The sequence below is a fragment of the Citricoccus sp. GCM10030269 genome (genome assembly GCF_042665635.1).
Lineage (GTDB): Bacteria > Actinomycetota > Actinomycetes > Actinomycetales > Micrococcaceae > Citricoccus.
In genome coordinates this window covers 51,911-67,088 of sequence record NZ_JBHTCV010000002.1, presented here as the reverse complement: position 1 = coordinate 67,088, position 15,178 = coordinate 51,911, and the positions used below count along the sequence as shown (strand labels likewise).

Here is a 15,178-nt window from a genome sequence, read left to right as displayed (position 1 = left end):
CGTCACTTTGCGCCTGGGGAGTTTCAGCACTCGATGACGTTGACCGCCAGGCCGCCGCGCGAGGTTTCCTTGTACTTGGACTTCATGTCCGCGCCGGTCTGGCGCATGGTGGCAATGGCCTGATCCAGGCTCACCCGGTGCTGCCCGTCCCCGCGCACCGAGAGCCGGGCGGCGTTGACGGCCTTGACGGAGGCGATGGCGTTGCGCTCGATGCAGGGCACTTGCACGAGTCCGCCCACGGGATCGCAGGTCAGGCCCATGTTGTGCTCCAGTCCGATCTCCGCGGCGTTCTCCACCTGCTCCGGGGTCCCGCCGAGGACGGCGCACAGTCCGGCGGCCGCCATGGAGCAGGCCGAACCGACCTCACCCTGGCACCCGACTTCGGCCCCGGAGATCGAGGCGTTGGTCTTGAACAGGATGCCCACCGCTCCGGCGGTGAGCAGGAAGTCCACCATCGCCTCATCCGAGGCCCCACGGACGAATTCCCGGTAGTAGTGCATGACGGCGGGGATGATGCCGGCCGCCCCGTTGGTGGGGGCGGTGACGATCCGCCCGCCGGAGGCGTTCTCCTCGTTCACGGCCAGCGCGAAAAGGTTCACCCATTCCATGGCCTCCAGGGGGTCGCCCTGCAGGGACCGGTTCGTGGCATCGGCTCGCAGTCGTTCACGCAGAGCGGGGGCACGACGCCGGACGCGCAGTCCGCCGGGCAGCGTCTCCTCTGTGCGGGTACAGCCGTTCTCCACACATTCGCGCATGACCTCCCAGATGCGCAGCAACTGGGAGCGCAAGTGCTCCTCGGAGTGCCGGGTGAGCTCATTGGCGCGCATGACGCCGGCGATGGACAGCCCGGACTCCCGGCACCGCTGCAGGAGCTCATCTGCACTGCTGAACGGGTAGGGCTCGGCCGCCTCGGGTTCGGACAGAGACTGTCCGAGCTCGTCCGCCGAGACGACGAATCCGCCGCCGACCGAGTAGTACTCGCCCTCGGCGACCACACCACCGTCACCGTCGAAGGCCGTGATCCGCAAGGCATTGGGGTGACCGGGCAGGGACCGCCGGCGATGCATGACCACGTCCTTGGCACGGTCGAAGGTGATCTCGCGCTCCCCGGCGAGCTGCAACCGGCGATTCTCGACGGCGGCCGTGACGATCTGCGGTATCGCGTCGGCGACGACGGTCTCGGGATCGTGCCCGCTGAGCCCGGCCACCACCGCGAAGTCCGTGCCGTGTCCAATGCCGGTGGCCCCCAGGGAGCCGAACAGCTCGGTCTTCACCCGCGCCACGGAGTCCAGGAGACCGGCGTCGGTCAGCTCTTGCGTGAACCGCCGGCTGGCCCGCATCGGTCCCACGGTGTGGGAGGAGGACGGGCCGACGCCGATGGAGAACAGGTCCAGAACGCTGAGAGCCATCAGAGGACCTCCTCTGCTGCGAACTCTTCCATGGCATCTAGCAACCAATGCACCAGATAGTCCGCGAACGACGCCCGCGGATACAGCCGAAACTCTCGATCGCCGGAACGGTGCAGGATCACCGGGACCGGCCCGAGCTGGGTGGCGATCGCCATCCCGACGCCGAAGGCGCGCGGATGCAGATCATAGTGGCAGCCCTTCTCCAGGACGGCGCGGGCACTGGCCCCGGAGAGCTCCAGGATGGTGCGATTCGCCGAGAGGTCCAGGACCTGTCCCGGCAGGCTGGCCTCACCCTGGGTGCCGTCCAGCGCCGCTGCCGCGGCATCCGAGTCCCCGGGGCGTTGGTGGCGGGAGACGTCCACCACGAGGAACTCGTCCGGTCCCAACCACAGGCCGTGCAGTCCGCCGGAATCGCCGGTCACCTCGCCGTGGTGACGAGGCAGGGCGAGGCCCAGGGCGGCCTCGACGGCGGCCGACGCCGGGGTGCCCGGCAGCACTCGGACGCCGAGTTGAACGGCGAAGCGGATCTCACGCAGGGCCACGGAGCGCTCGCCCTCCACGGTGGCCGCGGCCATCATCTCGGCCAAGTGGGCGGCCGGGGAGACGCGTAGAGCGTCCACCTCGGTGGCCGCGGCGGCATTGTTCGCGGAGGACTCGGATTCGGCGGCATCGGAGGCGATCATCATGGTGTCAGCCATCTCGACGGCTCCCTTCGGGGTCATACAGCGCTGGTGAGGTGATCTCGACGTCCACCAGGGCGCCGTCGACCGGGGACTGAACCACGTCACCGAGTCGATGGCGCCCGCTGTCCACGAGCGCCAGGCCGAACGGGCGGCCGAGAGCAGCGGACTGATAGGACGAGGTGACATGACCGATCATCGGGACCGGTCCGTCCTGCGGTGTGATGGGTGTTCCGGCGTTGACCAACTGTGCTCCCTCGTCGAGCCGGGTGGACCGGTCCACGGGCAGGACGCCGACCAGATGCCGACGATCCTCCCGGGCCGTGTCCGCCCGGGCGAGGGAGCGCTTGCCGATGAACTCCTTGTGCTTCGAGACCACCCAGTCCATGCCGGCATTCTGTGGGGTCACCGTACCGTCCGTGTCCTGGCCGACGATGATGAAGCCTTTCTCGGCGCGCAGCACGTGCATGGTCTCCGTGCCGTACGGGGTGATGTCGAACTCAGCCCCGGCCTCGGCCACGCGCTCCCAGACGCTGAGCCCATAGAACGCGTCCACGTTGATCTCGAAGGCGAGCTCGCCGGAGAAGGAGATCCGGCAGACCCGGGCGGGAATGCCTCCGGGAAGGGTGGTCTCGCGGAACGCCATGAACGGAAAGGACTCCTGGGCGACGTCCAGGTCCGGGCAGATCCGGGACACCACCTCGCGAGACTTCGGGCCGACCACGGCGATGGTGCTCCACTGCTCGGTGACCGAGGTGAACACGGTGTCCAGTTCGGGCCACTCGGTCTGGTGCCATTCCTCGAGCCATTCGAGGACTTTCGCGGCCCCGCCCGTGGTGGTGGTCATGTAGTAGCGGTTCTCGTCGAGGCGCAGGGTCACGCCGTCGTCGAAGATCATGCCGTCCGAGGTGCACATCACGCCGTAGCGGGCCATGCCCGGCTTCAGCTTCTTGAAGCCGTTGGTGTAGATGCGGTTCAGGAATTCGCCGGCGTCCGCGCCGCGGATCTCGATCTTGCCCAGAGTGCTGGCGTCCATGAAGCCCACGGACTCGCGCACGGCCGCACACTCGCGGAGCACCGCGGCGTCCAGGTCCTCGCCCGGCTGCGGGTAGTACCAGGGGCGCTTCCACTGTCCGACGTCCTCGAACTCCGCTCCGTGGGCGACGTGCCAGGGATGGATGGAGGTGAGGCGGGCGGGGTCCGCGAGTTTCCCACGACGGCGGCCGGCCAACGCGGCGAAGGCGACGGGGGAGTACGGGGCACGGAACGTCGTCGTGCCGACCTCGCCGAGGCTCGGCCCGCCGTCGCCGCTGCCATTCAGCGCGGCGGCGATGACGCCGATGGCGTTGACACCACTGGTCTTACCCTGGTCGTTGGCGGTGGAGATGGAGGTGTAGCGCTTGACGTGTTCCACGGAGCGCATGCCGGCGCCGGTGGCACGCAGGATGTCGGCGACGGTCTGGTCCCGTTGCAGGTCCACGAAATGGGTGTTCCACTCGTGCGGCTCGCCCTCCGTTCCGGGCACCAGCCACAGTGGCCGGATCGGCCCGGAAGGCACCGGTTCAGCAGCGGGGATCACCAGCGGCGCGCTGCGGTGCGTGCGCTGGGCGGCACGGTGGCCGGCGTCGGCGCCCTCGGCGAGTGCCTCGGCCAGACCGTAGGAACCGTGGGCGGCGCCCACGATCTGCTGATCCTGCACGGGGGCCGCGGGGACGAAGGCCGCGAGCTCGTCGGACCAGCGCAGGCGCCCCTGGCGTTGGCTGTGGAGGTGGACCACGGGGGAGTGGCCGCCGGAGACGGCCAGTAGATCCGTCTCGATGATCTCGCGTTCCCCGGTCGGGTTGCCGGCCGCGTCCAGGGCGGAGACGACGACGGCGCTGATCCGTCCTGCGGGACCGTCACCGGCGGTGTCCACGACGGCGGAGCCATAGCGGACGCGGACTCCGGTGGCCTGCTGGACCCGAGCGGCCTCCGGAGAGACCTCGATCCGGGAGTCGACGACGGCCGCGACGGCAATGCCGGCCGCGTCCAGGTCCTCGACGAGCGCGTAGGCGGAGTCGTTGGTGGTGGCGACGACGACGTCGCTGCCGGCGGCAACCGCGTACCGGTTGAGATACGTGCGGACGGAGCCGGCGAGCATGATGCCGGGACGGTCGTTGTTGGCGAAGACGACCGGCCGCTCGTGGGCGCCGGTGGCGAGGACCACCTGGGAGGCCCGCACGTGCCAGACGCGCTGCCGGGAGACCCCGGGACGATCGCGCGCCGGCAGGTGGTCAGTCCGGTGCTGCACGGCGACGACGTAGTTGCCGTCGTAGCTGCCGAAGGCCGTGGTGCGCGGCAGGTAGGTGAAGTCCTCGGCGTGCGCGAGCCGGGCGATGGTGGACTCGGCCCACTCGAGGCCGTCGCCGCCGTCGATCGTCTCGCCTGCGGAGGAGAGCAGGGAGCCGCCGGGGCGAGGCTGTTCGTCCATCAACAGGGTGCGGGCGCCGGTCTTCGCGGCTTCGCGGGCGGCGGCCAGGCCGGCCGGTCCGGCGCCGACCACGAGGACGTCGGTGTGCACGTACTTGTGGTCGTACAACGCCTCATCCGGGGTGGGGTCCATCCGGCCGAGCCCGGAGAGATAGCGGGCGTTCATCCCCTCGGCGATGGAAACGGTGGTGGCCGGCAGCATCGACTCCGCTGCGTGACCGGGGAAGCGTGCCGCGACCTCGACGAGCGCGTTGGGCTCCTCGACGCCGGCGGTGAGGATGCCGCGCGGCCGGCCCAAGTACGTCGACGGTCCGCAGTCGAGGCGTCCCGAGGCGATCAGCGCGCTGGCGATCGTGTCGCCGTCGTGCCCGGTGTGGGTGCGGCCGTCGACGGTGAAGGTGACCGTACGACGGCGGTCGATGCCGTGGCCGCGGCCGTTGCCGGGCTCGAGACGGTGGGCGCTCATGCGGTGCCTCCTTCGGGGGCGTCCGGGCGGGGTTCGCCCATCCGGTACGTCGCGGCGAACTCGTAGGTGGCGGTGTTCCGCAGGGCGTTGAACCACTTGCGGCAGCCGATGGAGTGGTTCCAGCGTTCGGCGAAGAGGCCCTTGGGGTTCTCCCGATAGAAGAGGAACTCGGCCCATTCGCGGTCGGTGAGCGCGGACGGGTCGGCGGGGTACGGCACATGGGCCTGGCCGCCGTAGTGGAATTCGGTCTCGTCGCGCGGCCCGCACTCGGGGCAGTCGATCAGCAGCATGGCACTTACTCCTAGTGGGCCACGGCGGCGGCGCCGTGCTCGTCGATCAGTCGTCCGGTCTCGAAGCGGTCGAGGGCGAACGGGGCGTTCAGGGGGTGGGCCTGACCGGTGGCGATGGTGTGGGCGAAGGTGAACCCGGCGCCCGGGGTGCCCTTGAAGCCGCCGGTGCCCCAACCGCAGTTCACGTACAACTCGTCGATCGGCGTCGGGGACACGATCGGCGAGGCGTCGAACGTGGTGTCCACGATCCCGCCCCAGGTGCGCAGCAGGTGGGCCCGGGCGAAGATCGGGAACAGCTCGCACGCGGCGCCCATCTGCTCCTCGATGACGTGGAACGAGCCGCGTTGTCCGTAGCCGTTGTAGGAGTCGACGCCGGCCCCCATGACGAGTTCGCCCTTGTGGGCCTGGGAGACGTAGACGTGGACGTGGTTGGACATCACCACGGTGGGATGGACCGGTTCGAACAGCTCCGAGACCAGTGCCTGCAGCGGGTGGGACTGGATGGGCAGCCGGAGGCCGGCCATCTCGGCCAGCACGGAGGAGTGGCCGGCAGCGGCGAGGGCGACCTTGCCGGTGTTGATGCGGCCGCGGGAGGTCTCCACGCCGACCACCCGGTTGCCGTCCTTGACGAAGCCGGTGACCTCGCAGTTCTGGATCAGGTCCACGCCCATCTCGTCGCACTTGCGGGCGAAGGCCCAGGCCACATGGTCGTGCTTGGCGATACCCGCGCGTGGCTGGTAGGTGGCCCCCATGACCGGGTAGCGGATGTCGTCCCCGATGTTGACGATCGGGCACAGCTCCTTGACCTGCTGAGGGTCCAGCCACTCGGCGTCCACGCCGTTGAGCACGTTGGCGTTGACCCTCCGCCGCGACTCCCGCACGTCCTGCAGAGTGTGGGCCAGGTTCATCACGCCGCGCTGGGAGAACAGGAAGTCGTACTCCAGCTCCTCCGGCAACCCTTCCCACAGCTTGAGGGAGTGCTCGTAGATCGCCGCGGACTCGTCCCACAGGTAGTTGGAGCGGATGATCGTGGTGTTCCGCGCCATGTTGCCGCCGGCCAGCCAGCCGCGCTCGAGGACGGCGATGTTGGTCATGCCGTGGTTCTTGGCCAGGTAGTACGCGGTGGCCAGGCCGTGGCCGCCGCCGCCGACGATCACCGCGTCATAGCTGGGCTTCGGGTCCGGGTTGTGCCAGAGGAAGTCCGGGTGCTCCGGAAGCTTGTCCGCCATCAGAGGGTTCCCACGGGGGAGAGGTGCTCATCGCGGTGCGAGCCGAGGTGCGGGTAGAGCGGGTGGGCAGCGGCCAGCGCGTCCACCCGGCCACGCAGATCCTCGACCACGGAGGCCTCCGCGCCGCCGTCGGATGCTCCGGCCACGAGGGCCGCGGCGATGATCTCCGCCGTCTCCACGAAGTCTTCGGTGTCGAATCCGCGGGTGGCCAGGGCGGGGGTGCCGATGCGCAGACCGGAGGTGACCATCGGCGGGCGTGGGTCGTTCGGGACCGCGTTGCGGTTGATGGTGATCCCGATCGAGGACAGGAGGTCCTCACCCTGCCTGCCGTCGAGCTTGGACTGGCTGAGGTCCACGAGCACCAAGTGCACGTCCGTGCCACCGGAGACCACGCGGATGCCGCGAGCGGCGACGTCGGGCTGGGTGAGGCGCTCGGCCAGGATCGAGGCGCCCTTCAGGGTGCGCTGCTGACGGTCCCGGAAGGACTCCGTGGCGGCGATCTTGAAAGCGACGGCCTTGCCGGCGATCACGTGTTCCAACGGACCGCCCTGCTGGCCCGGGAACACGGCCGAGTTGACCTTCTTGGCCAGGTCGGCGTCGTTGGTGAGGATGAATCCACCGCGCGGGCCGGCGAGGGTCTTGTGCGTGGTGGAGGTGACCACGTGGGCGTGGGGCACCGGCGAGGGGTGCAGGCCGGCGGCGACGAGCCCGGAGAAGTGAGCCATGTCCACCATGAGGTACGCCCCCACGGAATCGGCGATGCGCCGGAATTCAGCGAAGTCGAGCTGGCGAGGATAGGCCGACCAGCCGGCGATGATCATCTGAGGCCGGTGCTCAACGGCGAGGCGCTCCAGCTCCGCGTAATCCACGCGCTGGGTCTCCGCGTCCACGCCGTAGGCGGCCACGTGGTAGAGGCGACCGGAGAAGTTCAGGCGCATGCCGTGGGTCAGGTGACCGCCGTGGGCCAGGTCCAGGCCCAGGATCGTGTCGCCGGGCTGGAGGAGGGCGTGCATCGCCGCCGCGTTGGCCTGCGCACCGGAGTGCGGCTGGACGTTGGCGTAGGCGGAACCGAACAAGGACGTCAGCCGATCGATGGCCAGCTGCTCGATCGTGTCCACGTGCTCGCAGCCGCCGTAGTACCGGCGCCCCGGGTAGCCCTCGGCGTACTTGTTGGTCAGCACGCTTCCCTGCGCCTGGAGGACGGCCGCGGCCGTGTAGTTCTCCGAAGCGATCATCTCCAGGCCCTCGCGCTGGCGGGAGAGCTCGGCGTCGATGCCCGCCGCGACCTCCGGATCAAGTTCCGCCAGGGTCGCTGTCAGTTCCTGCGGGACCGCTGACGTCTGTTCCAGTGCCTCGGTCATGCCGCCTCCTTGTAGATCTATGTTCGTCAACTGATATACCAGTGTGGGATCAAGAGTATGATGATCGTCACAGGCAGGTCAACGGTGTGGCGGTACGGGATTTTTCCGCCGGCGTTGACCGGAGGGTGGAGGAGCAATGGGACCAGGAAGCAGAGAGGGAAGGTGGCTCGCGTGAGCGTCGTCGTCGAGGTCCGGGAGTCGATGGCGGAGCGCGCCTACACGTCGCTCCGAGATCGGCTGATCATGTTGGAGATCGCCCCCGGTGAGCCCATCAACGAGGGGAGGATCGCTGACGAGCTGGGGTTCGGGCGGACCCCGATCCGGGAGGCGCTGAAGCGGCTCGAGACGGACCACTTGGTGGTCTCCTATGCACGACGGGGCACCTTCGCCACCATGGTGGACATCGCCGACCTGACGGAGATCTCGGAAATGCGCCGGCAGTTGGAGCCGCTCGCCGCACGCAAGGCCGCGAAGAACCATCTGGAACTGGACCGAGAGGTGTTCGAGCGTCTGGCCTCGGACATCTCGAATATCTCCGAGGTCGTCTCCGGGGACGACCTGGATCAGTTGCTCGCCTATGACCTGCAGGTTCACCGCCTGATCTACGCCGCAGCCGGGAACAAGCACCTCGAGGAGACACTGGTGCGATTGGACAATCTCGCCACCCGTATCTGGCGCCTGGTGCTGGGCCGACTGCCGGAGATCGCGGAACACATCCGCGAGCACGTGGCGCTGTTGGAGGCGATCCTTGACGGCCGTCCGGACGACGCTGCGGCCATCACGCAAGAGCACATGAAGCACTTCGAGACGACCATCCGTGCGGCGCTGTAGGTCTGCCTCGTCTGCTTTGTCCCACCCCCTATCGTCGCGGCACGGCCGGAGAATATGATGTCGGCCACGGTGGCCCGTGACGTCCCGCTGAACCACGTACACCGAAGTCACGTACACGAGAAGTGAGGAACCGATATGCCAGGAAATCGTGCTGTCGCCTACAAGGAACCGGGCGTGGTCGAGGTCATCGACACCGAGTACCCCACCTTCGAGTTGAAGGACGGTCCGGGGGTGAACCCCGCCAATGTGGGCCGAAAGGTTCCCCACGGGGTCATCCTCAAGACCGTCGCCACCAATATCTGCGGTTCGGACCAGCACATGGTCCGTGGCCGGACCACCGCCCCGGCCAATCTGATCTTGGGCCACGAGATCACCGGTGAAGTGGTGGAGACCGGCCCGGATGTGGAGTTCATCAAGACCGGAGACATCGTCTCCGTCCCGTTCAACATCTCCTGCGGCCGCTGCCGGAACTGCAAGGAGCGCAAGACCGGGATCTGCCTGAATGTGAATCCTGACCGTCCGGGCAGCGCCTACGGTTACGTGGACATGGGCGGCTGGGTCGGAGGACAGGCCGAGTACGTCCTCGTGCCCTACGCCGACTGGAACCTGTTGACGTTCCCGGACCGGGACCAGGCACTGGAGAAGATCATGGACCTCACCATGCTCTCCGACATCTTCCCCACCGGCTTCCACGGCGCCGTCACCGCCGGGGTAGGCGTCGGCTCCACCGTCTACGTCGCCGGCGCGGGCCCCGTGGGTCTGGCCGCCGCCATGGGAGCGCAACTGCTGGGGGCCGCCGTCGTGATTGTGGGGGACATGAATGACGACCGCCTGGTACAGGCACGTTCTTTCGGCTGCGAGACCGTCAATGTCGCCGAAGGTGCGCTCGAGGACCAGATTGAGCAGATCCTGGGTGTTCCGGAAGTGGACTGCGGTATCGACGCCGTCGGTTTCGAGGCCCGCGGGCACGGCAAGGACGCCAGCCACGAGGCTCCGGCGACGGTCCTGAACTCCCTGATGGACATCACGACCGCCGGTGGATCACTCGGCATCCCGGGCTTGTACGTCACGGGTGACCCGGGCGCCGTGGACGAGGCGGCGCAGAAGGGCTCGCTGTCCCTCTCGCTGGGCACCGGCTGGGCCAAATCACTGTCCTTCGCCACGGGGCAGTGCCCGGTGATGAAGTACAACCGCCAGTTGATGATGGCGATCCTGCATGACAAGGCCCCGATCGCCAAGGCCGTCAACGCCAAGGCGATCTCCCTCGAGGATGCCCCGCGCGGCTACGCCGAGTTCGATGCCGGTGCGGCGACGAAGTTCGTGCTCAACCCCAACGGGTACCTCTCGGACTGACCCCCGTTCGTTCGCTGTTCTGCGTTTGTCCGCCTGACCTCCGTTTGTCCGCACTGGAGGCCGAACGGTCTGGCTTGGCGATAGGGCGGGGTGCGGGTCTTCACCGGGGGGCACCAGCCGGTTTACGGCCGATAGTGAGGCCGGTCGAGCCCGGCCGCACTATCTGAGACCTCGATCGATGAAGGAGTTCTCGATGACCCATCACGTGAGCACGATGTTGGAGACGTATCCGAAGGACCTCGGTTCGGTGGACAAAGACAAGCTGGCCGCGTGCATCGAGGCCTGCTTCGAGTGTGCGCAGACGTGCACCGCCTGTGCCGACGCCTGCCTGGCCGAGGACAAGGTCGCCGAGTTGACGGTGTGCATCGGCACGGACCTGGACTGCGCCGACATCTGCCTGACCACCGGCCGGGTCCTCACTCGCCGCACCGGTGACAGTGCCCAGGTCACCCGAGCGCTCGTGGAGGCCTGCCGCGCCGCGTGCCAGGGCTGCGCCGAGGAATGTGAAAGCCATGCTCAGATGCACGAGCATTGCCGGTTCTGCGCCGAGGCCTGCCGTCGCTGTGAGCAAGCCTGCTCGGATCTGTTGGCCTCTCTCGGCTGAGACCAGCGGCAAACTCAGCGAATCTGATGGGGACCCAGTCGTGCGGACCGCACCCATTGCTATATCACCGGGTGTGGTCCGTTTGACTGGGTCCCAAGTCCGGCTCGGCCCATCAATGGACCGGTTGCCGGCCAGATCACCGGACCGGTGGCCGGTTCCGCCGCGGGGAGGGGTCCCGAATGTGGTTTGACTCGTGGTTCGATCTGCTGCGCATTGTCCTCGTCGGCACAGCCGCGTATGCGGCGCTCGTGGTGGTGCTGCGGGTCTCCGGCAAACGAACCCTGGGACAGCTCAACGCCTTCGACTTCGTGGTCACCGTGTCCCTCGGCTCCACTCTGGCGACGATTCTGCTCAGTTCGGACGTCTCTCTGACAGAGGGCCTCACGACACTGGCCCTGTTGGCCGGATTGCAGTTCTTGGTGGCGTCCCTCTCGGCGCATTGGCCGAGAACCCGCACTGCGCTGACGTCGCGGCCGGCGCTGCTGTTGATCGAGGGCCGGATTCAGCACGATGAGCTGCGACGGAACCGCCTCACCGAATCCGAGCTGCGTCAAGCTGTGCGATCTCAGGGCATCGGGGATCTGGCTCAGGTGAAGGCGGTGGTGCTGGAGACCAGTGGCAAGCTCAGCGTCATTCCGGAAAGCCAGTACGGCAACGGATCTGCTCTGAAAGGTGTGGGCGGGCCGGAAGCCGGCTGACCGGCACCATGCCCGGCCTCGGTTTCCGTTGGTCTCTCACTAGGCGTTCGCGCCCAGGCCGGCTCAGGATGATGAGTGCGACTTCTCGTGATCGGCGGCGTAGGCGGAGAAGATCGCTTCAAGATCCCTGCCCGAGGCAAAGACGAATCTATTGAGGACGCTTCCGAGCCGATCGAGGGACAACGAGAGGCGTTGGGTCGCCAGCTGGACTTCGGGTGACTGGACCCGGCGGGCGGCATCCCGGAACTCCAGGGCATGGGGCAACTGCCGGGCCAAGGACAGGTCCGGATGCACCTCCACGAAGAAGTAGCTCTCAGAGTGCTGGATGAAATCGATGCTGGCGAGTTCCGCCTGACGGGCCACACCGTCCAGCAGCCCGGACGCCACCGTCGGGTCCAGCGTACCCAGCTTGTCGACGTAACCGGCCCGCCGCAGGTTGCTCAACTCCAGTGCCAGTGCCCGACGGCGTGCCAACGGCGGGTACACCTGAGTGAACCAGGTCAGAGCGGCGGTCAAGAGGGCGAAACCGGTCAGCGCCTGCAGTGGGGAGGCAATCCGGGTCCAGGGATCGATCGCGACCATGTCTCCGAAGCCCACGGTCGAGAGAGAGGTGAAGGACATATACAGCGCCTCGGCAACGCCTGAATAGTTTGCCGGGTCCACACCTGGATAGCTGAATCCCTCGGGAATACGTGGCAGATAGACCAGGACCCAACCCACCGACTGCAACAGCACCCACATCAGGATCACGGTGACCATGCCGCCCGGTCCAGCCGCAGAGCCCAGCCGGTGCCTCATCATGCTGGAGGCTTTCCATACGCCCGCGAGCATCAGGTGGCTCAGCGTCCCCTGTCCCTCGGGGTGCAGGAGACTGTGGAACATGTCCCAAAGACCCAGCGCGATCACCGCAATGCCCGCAATGGTCAGCACCACATCCATGGCTGGTCTCCGTTCTCAGTTGACGTTCACTTTGGCGCAGAGGACTGGCCCAGCACTGCCTATTACGTGGACGTCGGTCCTCAGGCCATCACCGGGGTGGGGTGTCATTGTTCGACCACGGCGATGACAGCCAGCAACACCGAGTACAGCACGAGTCCGATAGTGAACCACAAGAAACTGGAGGACCGATTGGACGGCACCTCCTCCTTGAAGACGTTTAGCAGGGTGGTCCCGCCGATGAAGGCGGTGAGCACGGCCACCACGAGTGTGCTAGTTGGCGCGGCCATGGCAGCCAGGATCCAACCGAGCACCAGCGAACCGGCCAGGAGTACCCGGCCCTGGGCGCGGAAACGCCGGGGATAATGCTCGGCCAGACCACGGTCGGTGAGCACGAAGTGCAGCCCCATGGCCACCGTGAACAGGACCGCGAACAGCAGCCCGGTCCGGACCCGCAGAACCATGGTGTAGGTGATCATCGCGTTGTAGGCCATGAACGCGATCAAGTGCAGCCAGTACACGCCCGCTGACTCCACCGCGCCGCCGGCGAGGGATCCCGTGGTCCCACCGGAGCCGGCGTCGCGGTTGCCGTGGTACTTGGCCAGGCGTTCCAGGCCGTAGAACACCGTGAAACCGGCCAGAGCGACCACGAAGATGGCCAGCTCCAGCAGCGGGGTGGGTTCCAGGACGTCGGACAGGGCCTCCCCGACGGCTTCATTGCCGGCGGCGATCTCCGGCAACAGATGCAGGAAGACATAGGCCACGGCCAGCCCACCGGCGAAAGAGCCGGTGAAACTTTCCGGGACCATCGGCAGACCGCGGACCCACGGAGCCGCCCAATGGAGCGCCGCCAGCACCGCAGTCAACCCGGCGGCGATCCACAGGCCAGTGGCGACATCGAGCTCAAATCCGTTCATCTGGACCGTCCCCTTCGACGTGAGTCGGGGCGATGTGCTCGTCGCGCAAGAAATACGCGCCGAGCGATCCGGCGAGGGTGGCGAAGACGGCAACGGAGTACACGGCCAGCACCAACCTCAGCACCTTGGAGACCGGATCTTCGGTGGTGATGCCGCTCCCCGTGACCGTGGCCAGTGCAGCTTCGTACAGGGCTGTGGTGTAGTCGGTCTGGGATTCGAACGCGTAGAGCAGTTGGCTCGAGGCCAGGACCACGACGACGGTCACCGCCGCCAGCCATCCGATCCGGCTGGACAGCAGCCGGCCAGCCGATCGGGACCCACGCACCCCGGCGGACACGATCCCGCCCACGCGTGCCACCCGTGCCACGCGCAAGATTCGCACCGCTTGCAGCGCCCGGACAAACCGCAGGAACGGGGTCAGCAGGAAGATCACTTGCCACCAATTGCGGCGCCAGAACGCCGATTGGAACCCGGCCACGTAGGCCCGAAAGAGGAACTCGGCGACGAACAGGGCCCAGAACACCCATCCGGCAATGCTCAGAGCGCGGGACCATCCGGGTTCCGTGACCAGGAGTTGGCCCAGGAACACCAGGAGGAAGAGGATGCCGAGAAATCCCATCGGGCGGTCCAGACGGGCGGCCAGAGCCTCGGCTGCCTCGGCCCGCTCGGCAGATGGGGGATTTAGCGGGCTAGTCACGCTCGGGGACCTCCAGGAGACGGTTGGTCGATGAGAATCCGTGAACCAACTCTACGGAGGAACACCGATCGTCCAGGCGAGGGCGGGCTGGGGGGGCGGGTCCGGTTCTTGACTCGGCTCCATCCCGGCACGACATCCCCTTCGAGATCAGACGCTGAACAGTTGTCGGTCTGCGGCCAGTGTGTACGGCCCACCGTAGGCCTCTTCGATCCCAGCCACATCGGCGTCCGAGAACACGCCGGCCATATGACTGACGACCACGCTCTTGGCCCCGGCCTCGGCGGCGATCCGTCCGATGCCTTCGGGCGTGGTGTGACTGGATTCGAGGTGGTGCAGGAACTCCTCGGTGTAGTCCTGGTCGCGGTAGAAGTCCATGTTCACCACCTCGTGCACCAGGATGTCTGCGTCGCGGCTGAGACGGGCGACATTGGAGTTCTCAGCGGTGTCACCGGAGAAGGCGATCACGCCGTGCTCGGACTCGAAGCGGAAGCCGAAGGACGGGAAGACCGGCAGGTGGTCGACCAAGGTGGCCTGCACCCGCACCCGGTCGTCTTCGTAGACGGTGAACGGGTCCATCTCGGGCACCGGATGGCGGTCCGGATCGGCTTTCGGCTGCTTCGGCAGGTCGATGTCCACGCCCTCGAAGAGCTCGTTCAGCGGGATCCTGGCCTCGTCCGTGGTGCGGATGTTGACGTCATAGGCGTTGGCCTTCAGCAGGTGGTCGATGACGTCGCTCATCCCCGTCTGAGGCGGGGTGACGACCGCGCGGATGTCTTTCGGCAGTCGGGCTCGGCCCGGCCCCATGATGCCCACCCGGGACGTGACGCCCTGAACAGGGGTGTCCCAGTTGTAGAGCATGTACGCGGCCAGTTCGGAGATGTGGTCTGAGTGCAGGTGAGTGACGAATCCCTGCCGCAGCGTGTTGCCGGTCAAACCAGAATCGGCGGCCTGACGCGGCATGCCGAGACCGAAATCGACCAGATAGTGCTGCCCATCAACGACGACGGCGCTGGCGATACCGTGCCGCGGCCCGCGAATCGCGGGGCCGGCTGCCGTACCGAGGGTGATGAGGTGCATCCCCGTGTCCGGGACGGTGTCCGAGGAGGCCAGCACCGGCTCGGCGGCGGCAGTGGTGCCCGCGCCCAACAGGGGGACGCTGAGGGCGGCGACGCCTCCAGCTCCCAGGACGGTGCGGCGAGACAGGGCGCTCTTGCGGGGTGCGGTCGGCATGGGTCCTC

Annotated in this window: 14 protein-coding genes; 4 read left to right on the top strand and 10 right to left on the bottom strand. The window is 67.4% G+C overall.

The features are described from left to right. Nucleotides 1-23: 23 nt before the first annotated feature. From ACFQQD_RS03365 to glyA, 6 genes are read right to left on the bottom strand one after another with little or no spacing between them, the layout of a single operon-like run. Entirely contained in the window at nt 24-1,409 is a 1,386-nt protein-coding gene (locus ACFQQD_RS03365; RefSeq protein ID WP_378086226.1) for an L-serine ammonia-lyase, read from the bottom strand. Next, complete coding sequence (locus ACFQQD_RS03360) at nt 1,409-2,131, bottom strand: sarcosine oxidase subunit gamma (protein ID WP_378086224.1); 723 nt, start codon at nt 2,129-2,131, stop codon at nt 1,409-1,411. The genes ACFQQD_RS03365 and ACFQQD_RS03360 overlap by 1 nt, the downstream gene beginning before the upstream one ends. Further along, nucleotides 2,100-5,024, bottom strand: a complete 2,925-nt coding sequence (locus tag ACFQQD_RS03355; protein WP_378086222.1) for a sarcosine oxidase subunit alpha family protein — start codon at nt 5,022-5,024, stop codon at nt 2,100-2,102. The genes ACFQQD_RS03360 and ACFQQD_RS03355 overlap by 32 nt, the downstream gene beginning before the upstream one ends. Beyond that, nucleotides 5,021-5,314: a sarcosine oxidase subunit delta gene (locus ACFQQD_RS03350; RefSeq protein ID WP_378086220.1), complete on the bottom strand. Its 294-nt coding sequence runs from the start codon at nt 5,312-5,314 to the stop codon at nt 5,021-5,023. The genes ACFQQD_RS03355 and ACFQQD_RS03350 overlap by 4 nt, the downstream gene beginning before the upstream one ends. A gap of 11 nt (nt 5,315-5,325) precedes the next feature. After that, nucleotides 5,326-6,543: a sarcosine oxidase subunit beta family protein gene (locus tag ACFQQD_RS03345; protein ID WP_378086218.1), complete on the bottom strand. Its 1,218-nt coding sequence runs from the start codon at nt 6,541-6,543 to the stop codon at nt 5,326-5,328. Then, on the bottom strand, nt 6,543-7,904 hold the full coding sequence (gene glyA, locus ACFQQD_RS03340; protein WP_378086216.1) for a serine hydroxymethyltransferase: 1,362 nt from the start codon (nt 7,902-7,904) through the stop codon (nt 6,543-6,545). Before glyA ends, ACFQQD_RS03345 begins: the two co-directional genes overlap by 1 nt. A gap of 201 nt (nt 7,905-8,105) precedes the next feature. Between glyA and ACFQQD_RS03335 the strand changes: the two genes are divergently transcribed. The 4 genes from ACFQQD_RS03335 to ACFQQD_RS03320 all read left to right on the top strand — a co-directional run bounded on the left by ACFQQD_RS03335 (nt 8,106) and on the right by ACFQQD_RS03320 (nt 11,390). Next, on the top strand, nt 8,106-8,735 hold the full coding sequence (locus tag ACFQQD_RS03335) for a GntR family transcriptional regulator (protein ID WP_378087484.1): 630 nt from the start codon (nt 8,106-8,108) through the stop codon (nt 8,733-8,735). A 135-nt stretch (nt 8,736-8,870) separates the two neighbouring features. Then, the gene (fdhA, locus tag ACFQQD_RS03330) at nt 8,871-10,088 is read left to right on the top strand and encodes a formaldehyde dehydrogenase, glutathione-independent (RefSeq protein WP_378086213.1); all 1,218 of its coding nucleotides are present in this window, start codon (nt 8,871-8,873) and stop codon (nt 10,086-10,088) included. Between the two features lie 193 nt (nt 10,089-10,281). Beyond that, nucleotides 10,282-10,692 carry a four-helix bundle copper-binding protein gene (locus tag ACFQQD_RS03325; protein WP_378086211.1) on the top strand — a complete coding sequence of 137 codons (411 nt, stop codon included), beginning with the start codon at nt 10,282-10,284 and terminating at the stop codon, nt 10,690-10,692. Nucleotides 10,693-10,871: 179 nt separating this feature from the next. After that, entirely contained in the window at nt 10,872-11,390 is a 519-nt protein-coding gene (locus ACFQQD_RS03320; protein ID WP_378086209.1) for a DUF421 domain-containing protein, read from the top strand. A gap of 63 nt (nt 11,391-11,453) precedes the next feature. On the opposite strand, the gene ACFQQD_RS03315 is transcribed toward ACFQQD_RS03320, so the two are convergent. The 4 genes from ACFQQD_RS03315 to ACFQQD_RS03300 all read right to left on the bottom strand — a co-directional run bounded on the left by ACFQQD_RS03315 (nt 11,454) and on the right by ACFQQD_RS03300 (nt 15,170). Next, nucleotides 11,454-12,329, bottom strand: a complete 876-nt coding sequence (locus ACFQQD_RS03315; RefSeq protein WP_378086207.1) for a potassium channel family protein — start codon at nt 12,327-12,329, stop codon at nt 11,454-11,456. 104 nt (nt 12,330-12,433) lie between these two features. Further along, complete coding sequence (locus tag ACFQQD_RS03310; RefSeq protein WP_378086205.1) at nt 12,434-13,243, bottom strand: hypothetical protein; 810 nt, start codon at nt 13,241-13,243, stop codon at nt 12,434-12,436. Further along, a complete protein-coding gene (locus ACFQQD_RS03305; protein WP_378086202.1) occupies nt 13,230-13,940 on the bottom strand; it encodes a hypothetical protein in 711 nt (236 codons plus the stop codon). Before ACFQQD_RS03305 ends, ACFQQD_RS03310 begins: the two co-directional genes overlap by 14 nt. Nucleotides 13,941-14,087: 147 nt before the next feature. Continuing rightward, complete coding sequence (locus tag ACFQQD_RS03300; protein ID WP_378086200.1) at nt 14,088-15,170, bottom strand: MBL fold metallo-hydrolase; 1,083 nt, start codon at nt 15,168-15,170, stop codon at nt 14,088-14,090. Between the last annotated feature and the right edge of the window lie 8 nt (nt 15,171-15,178).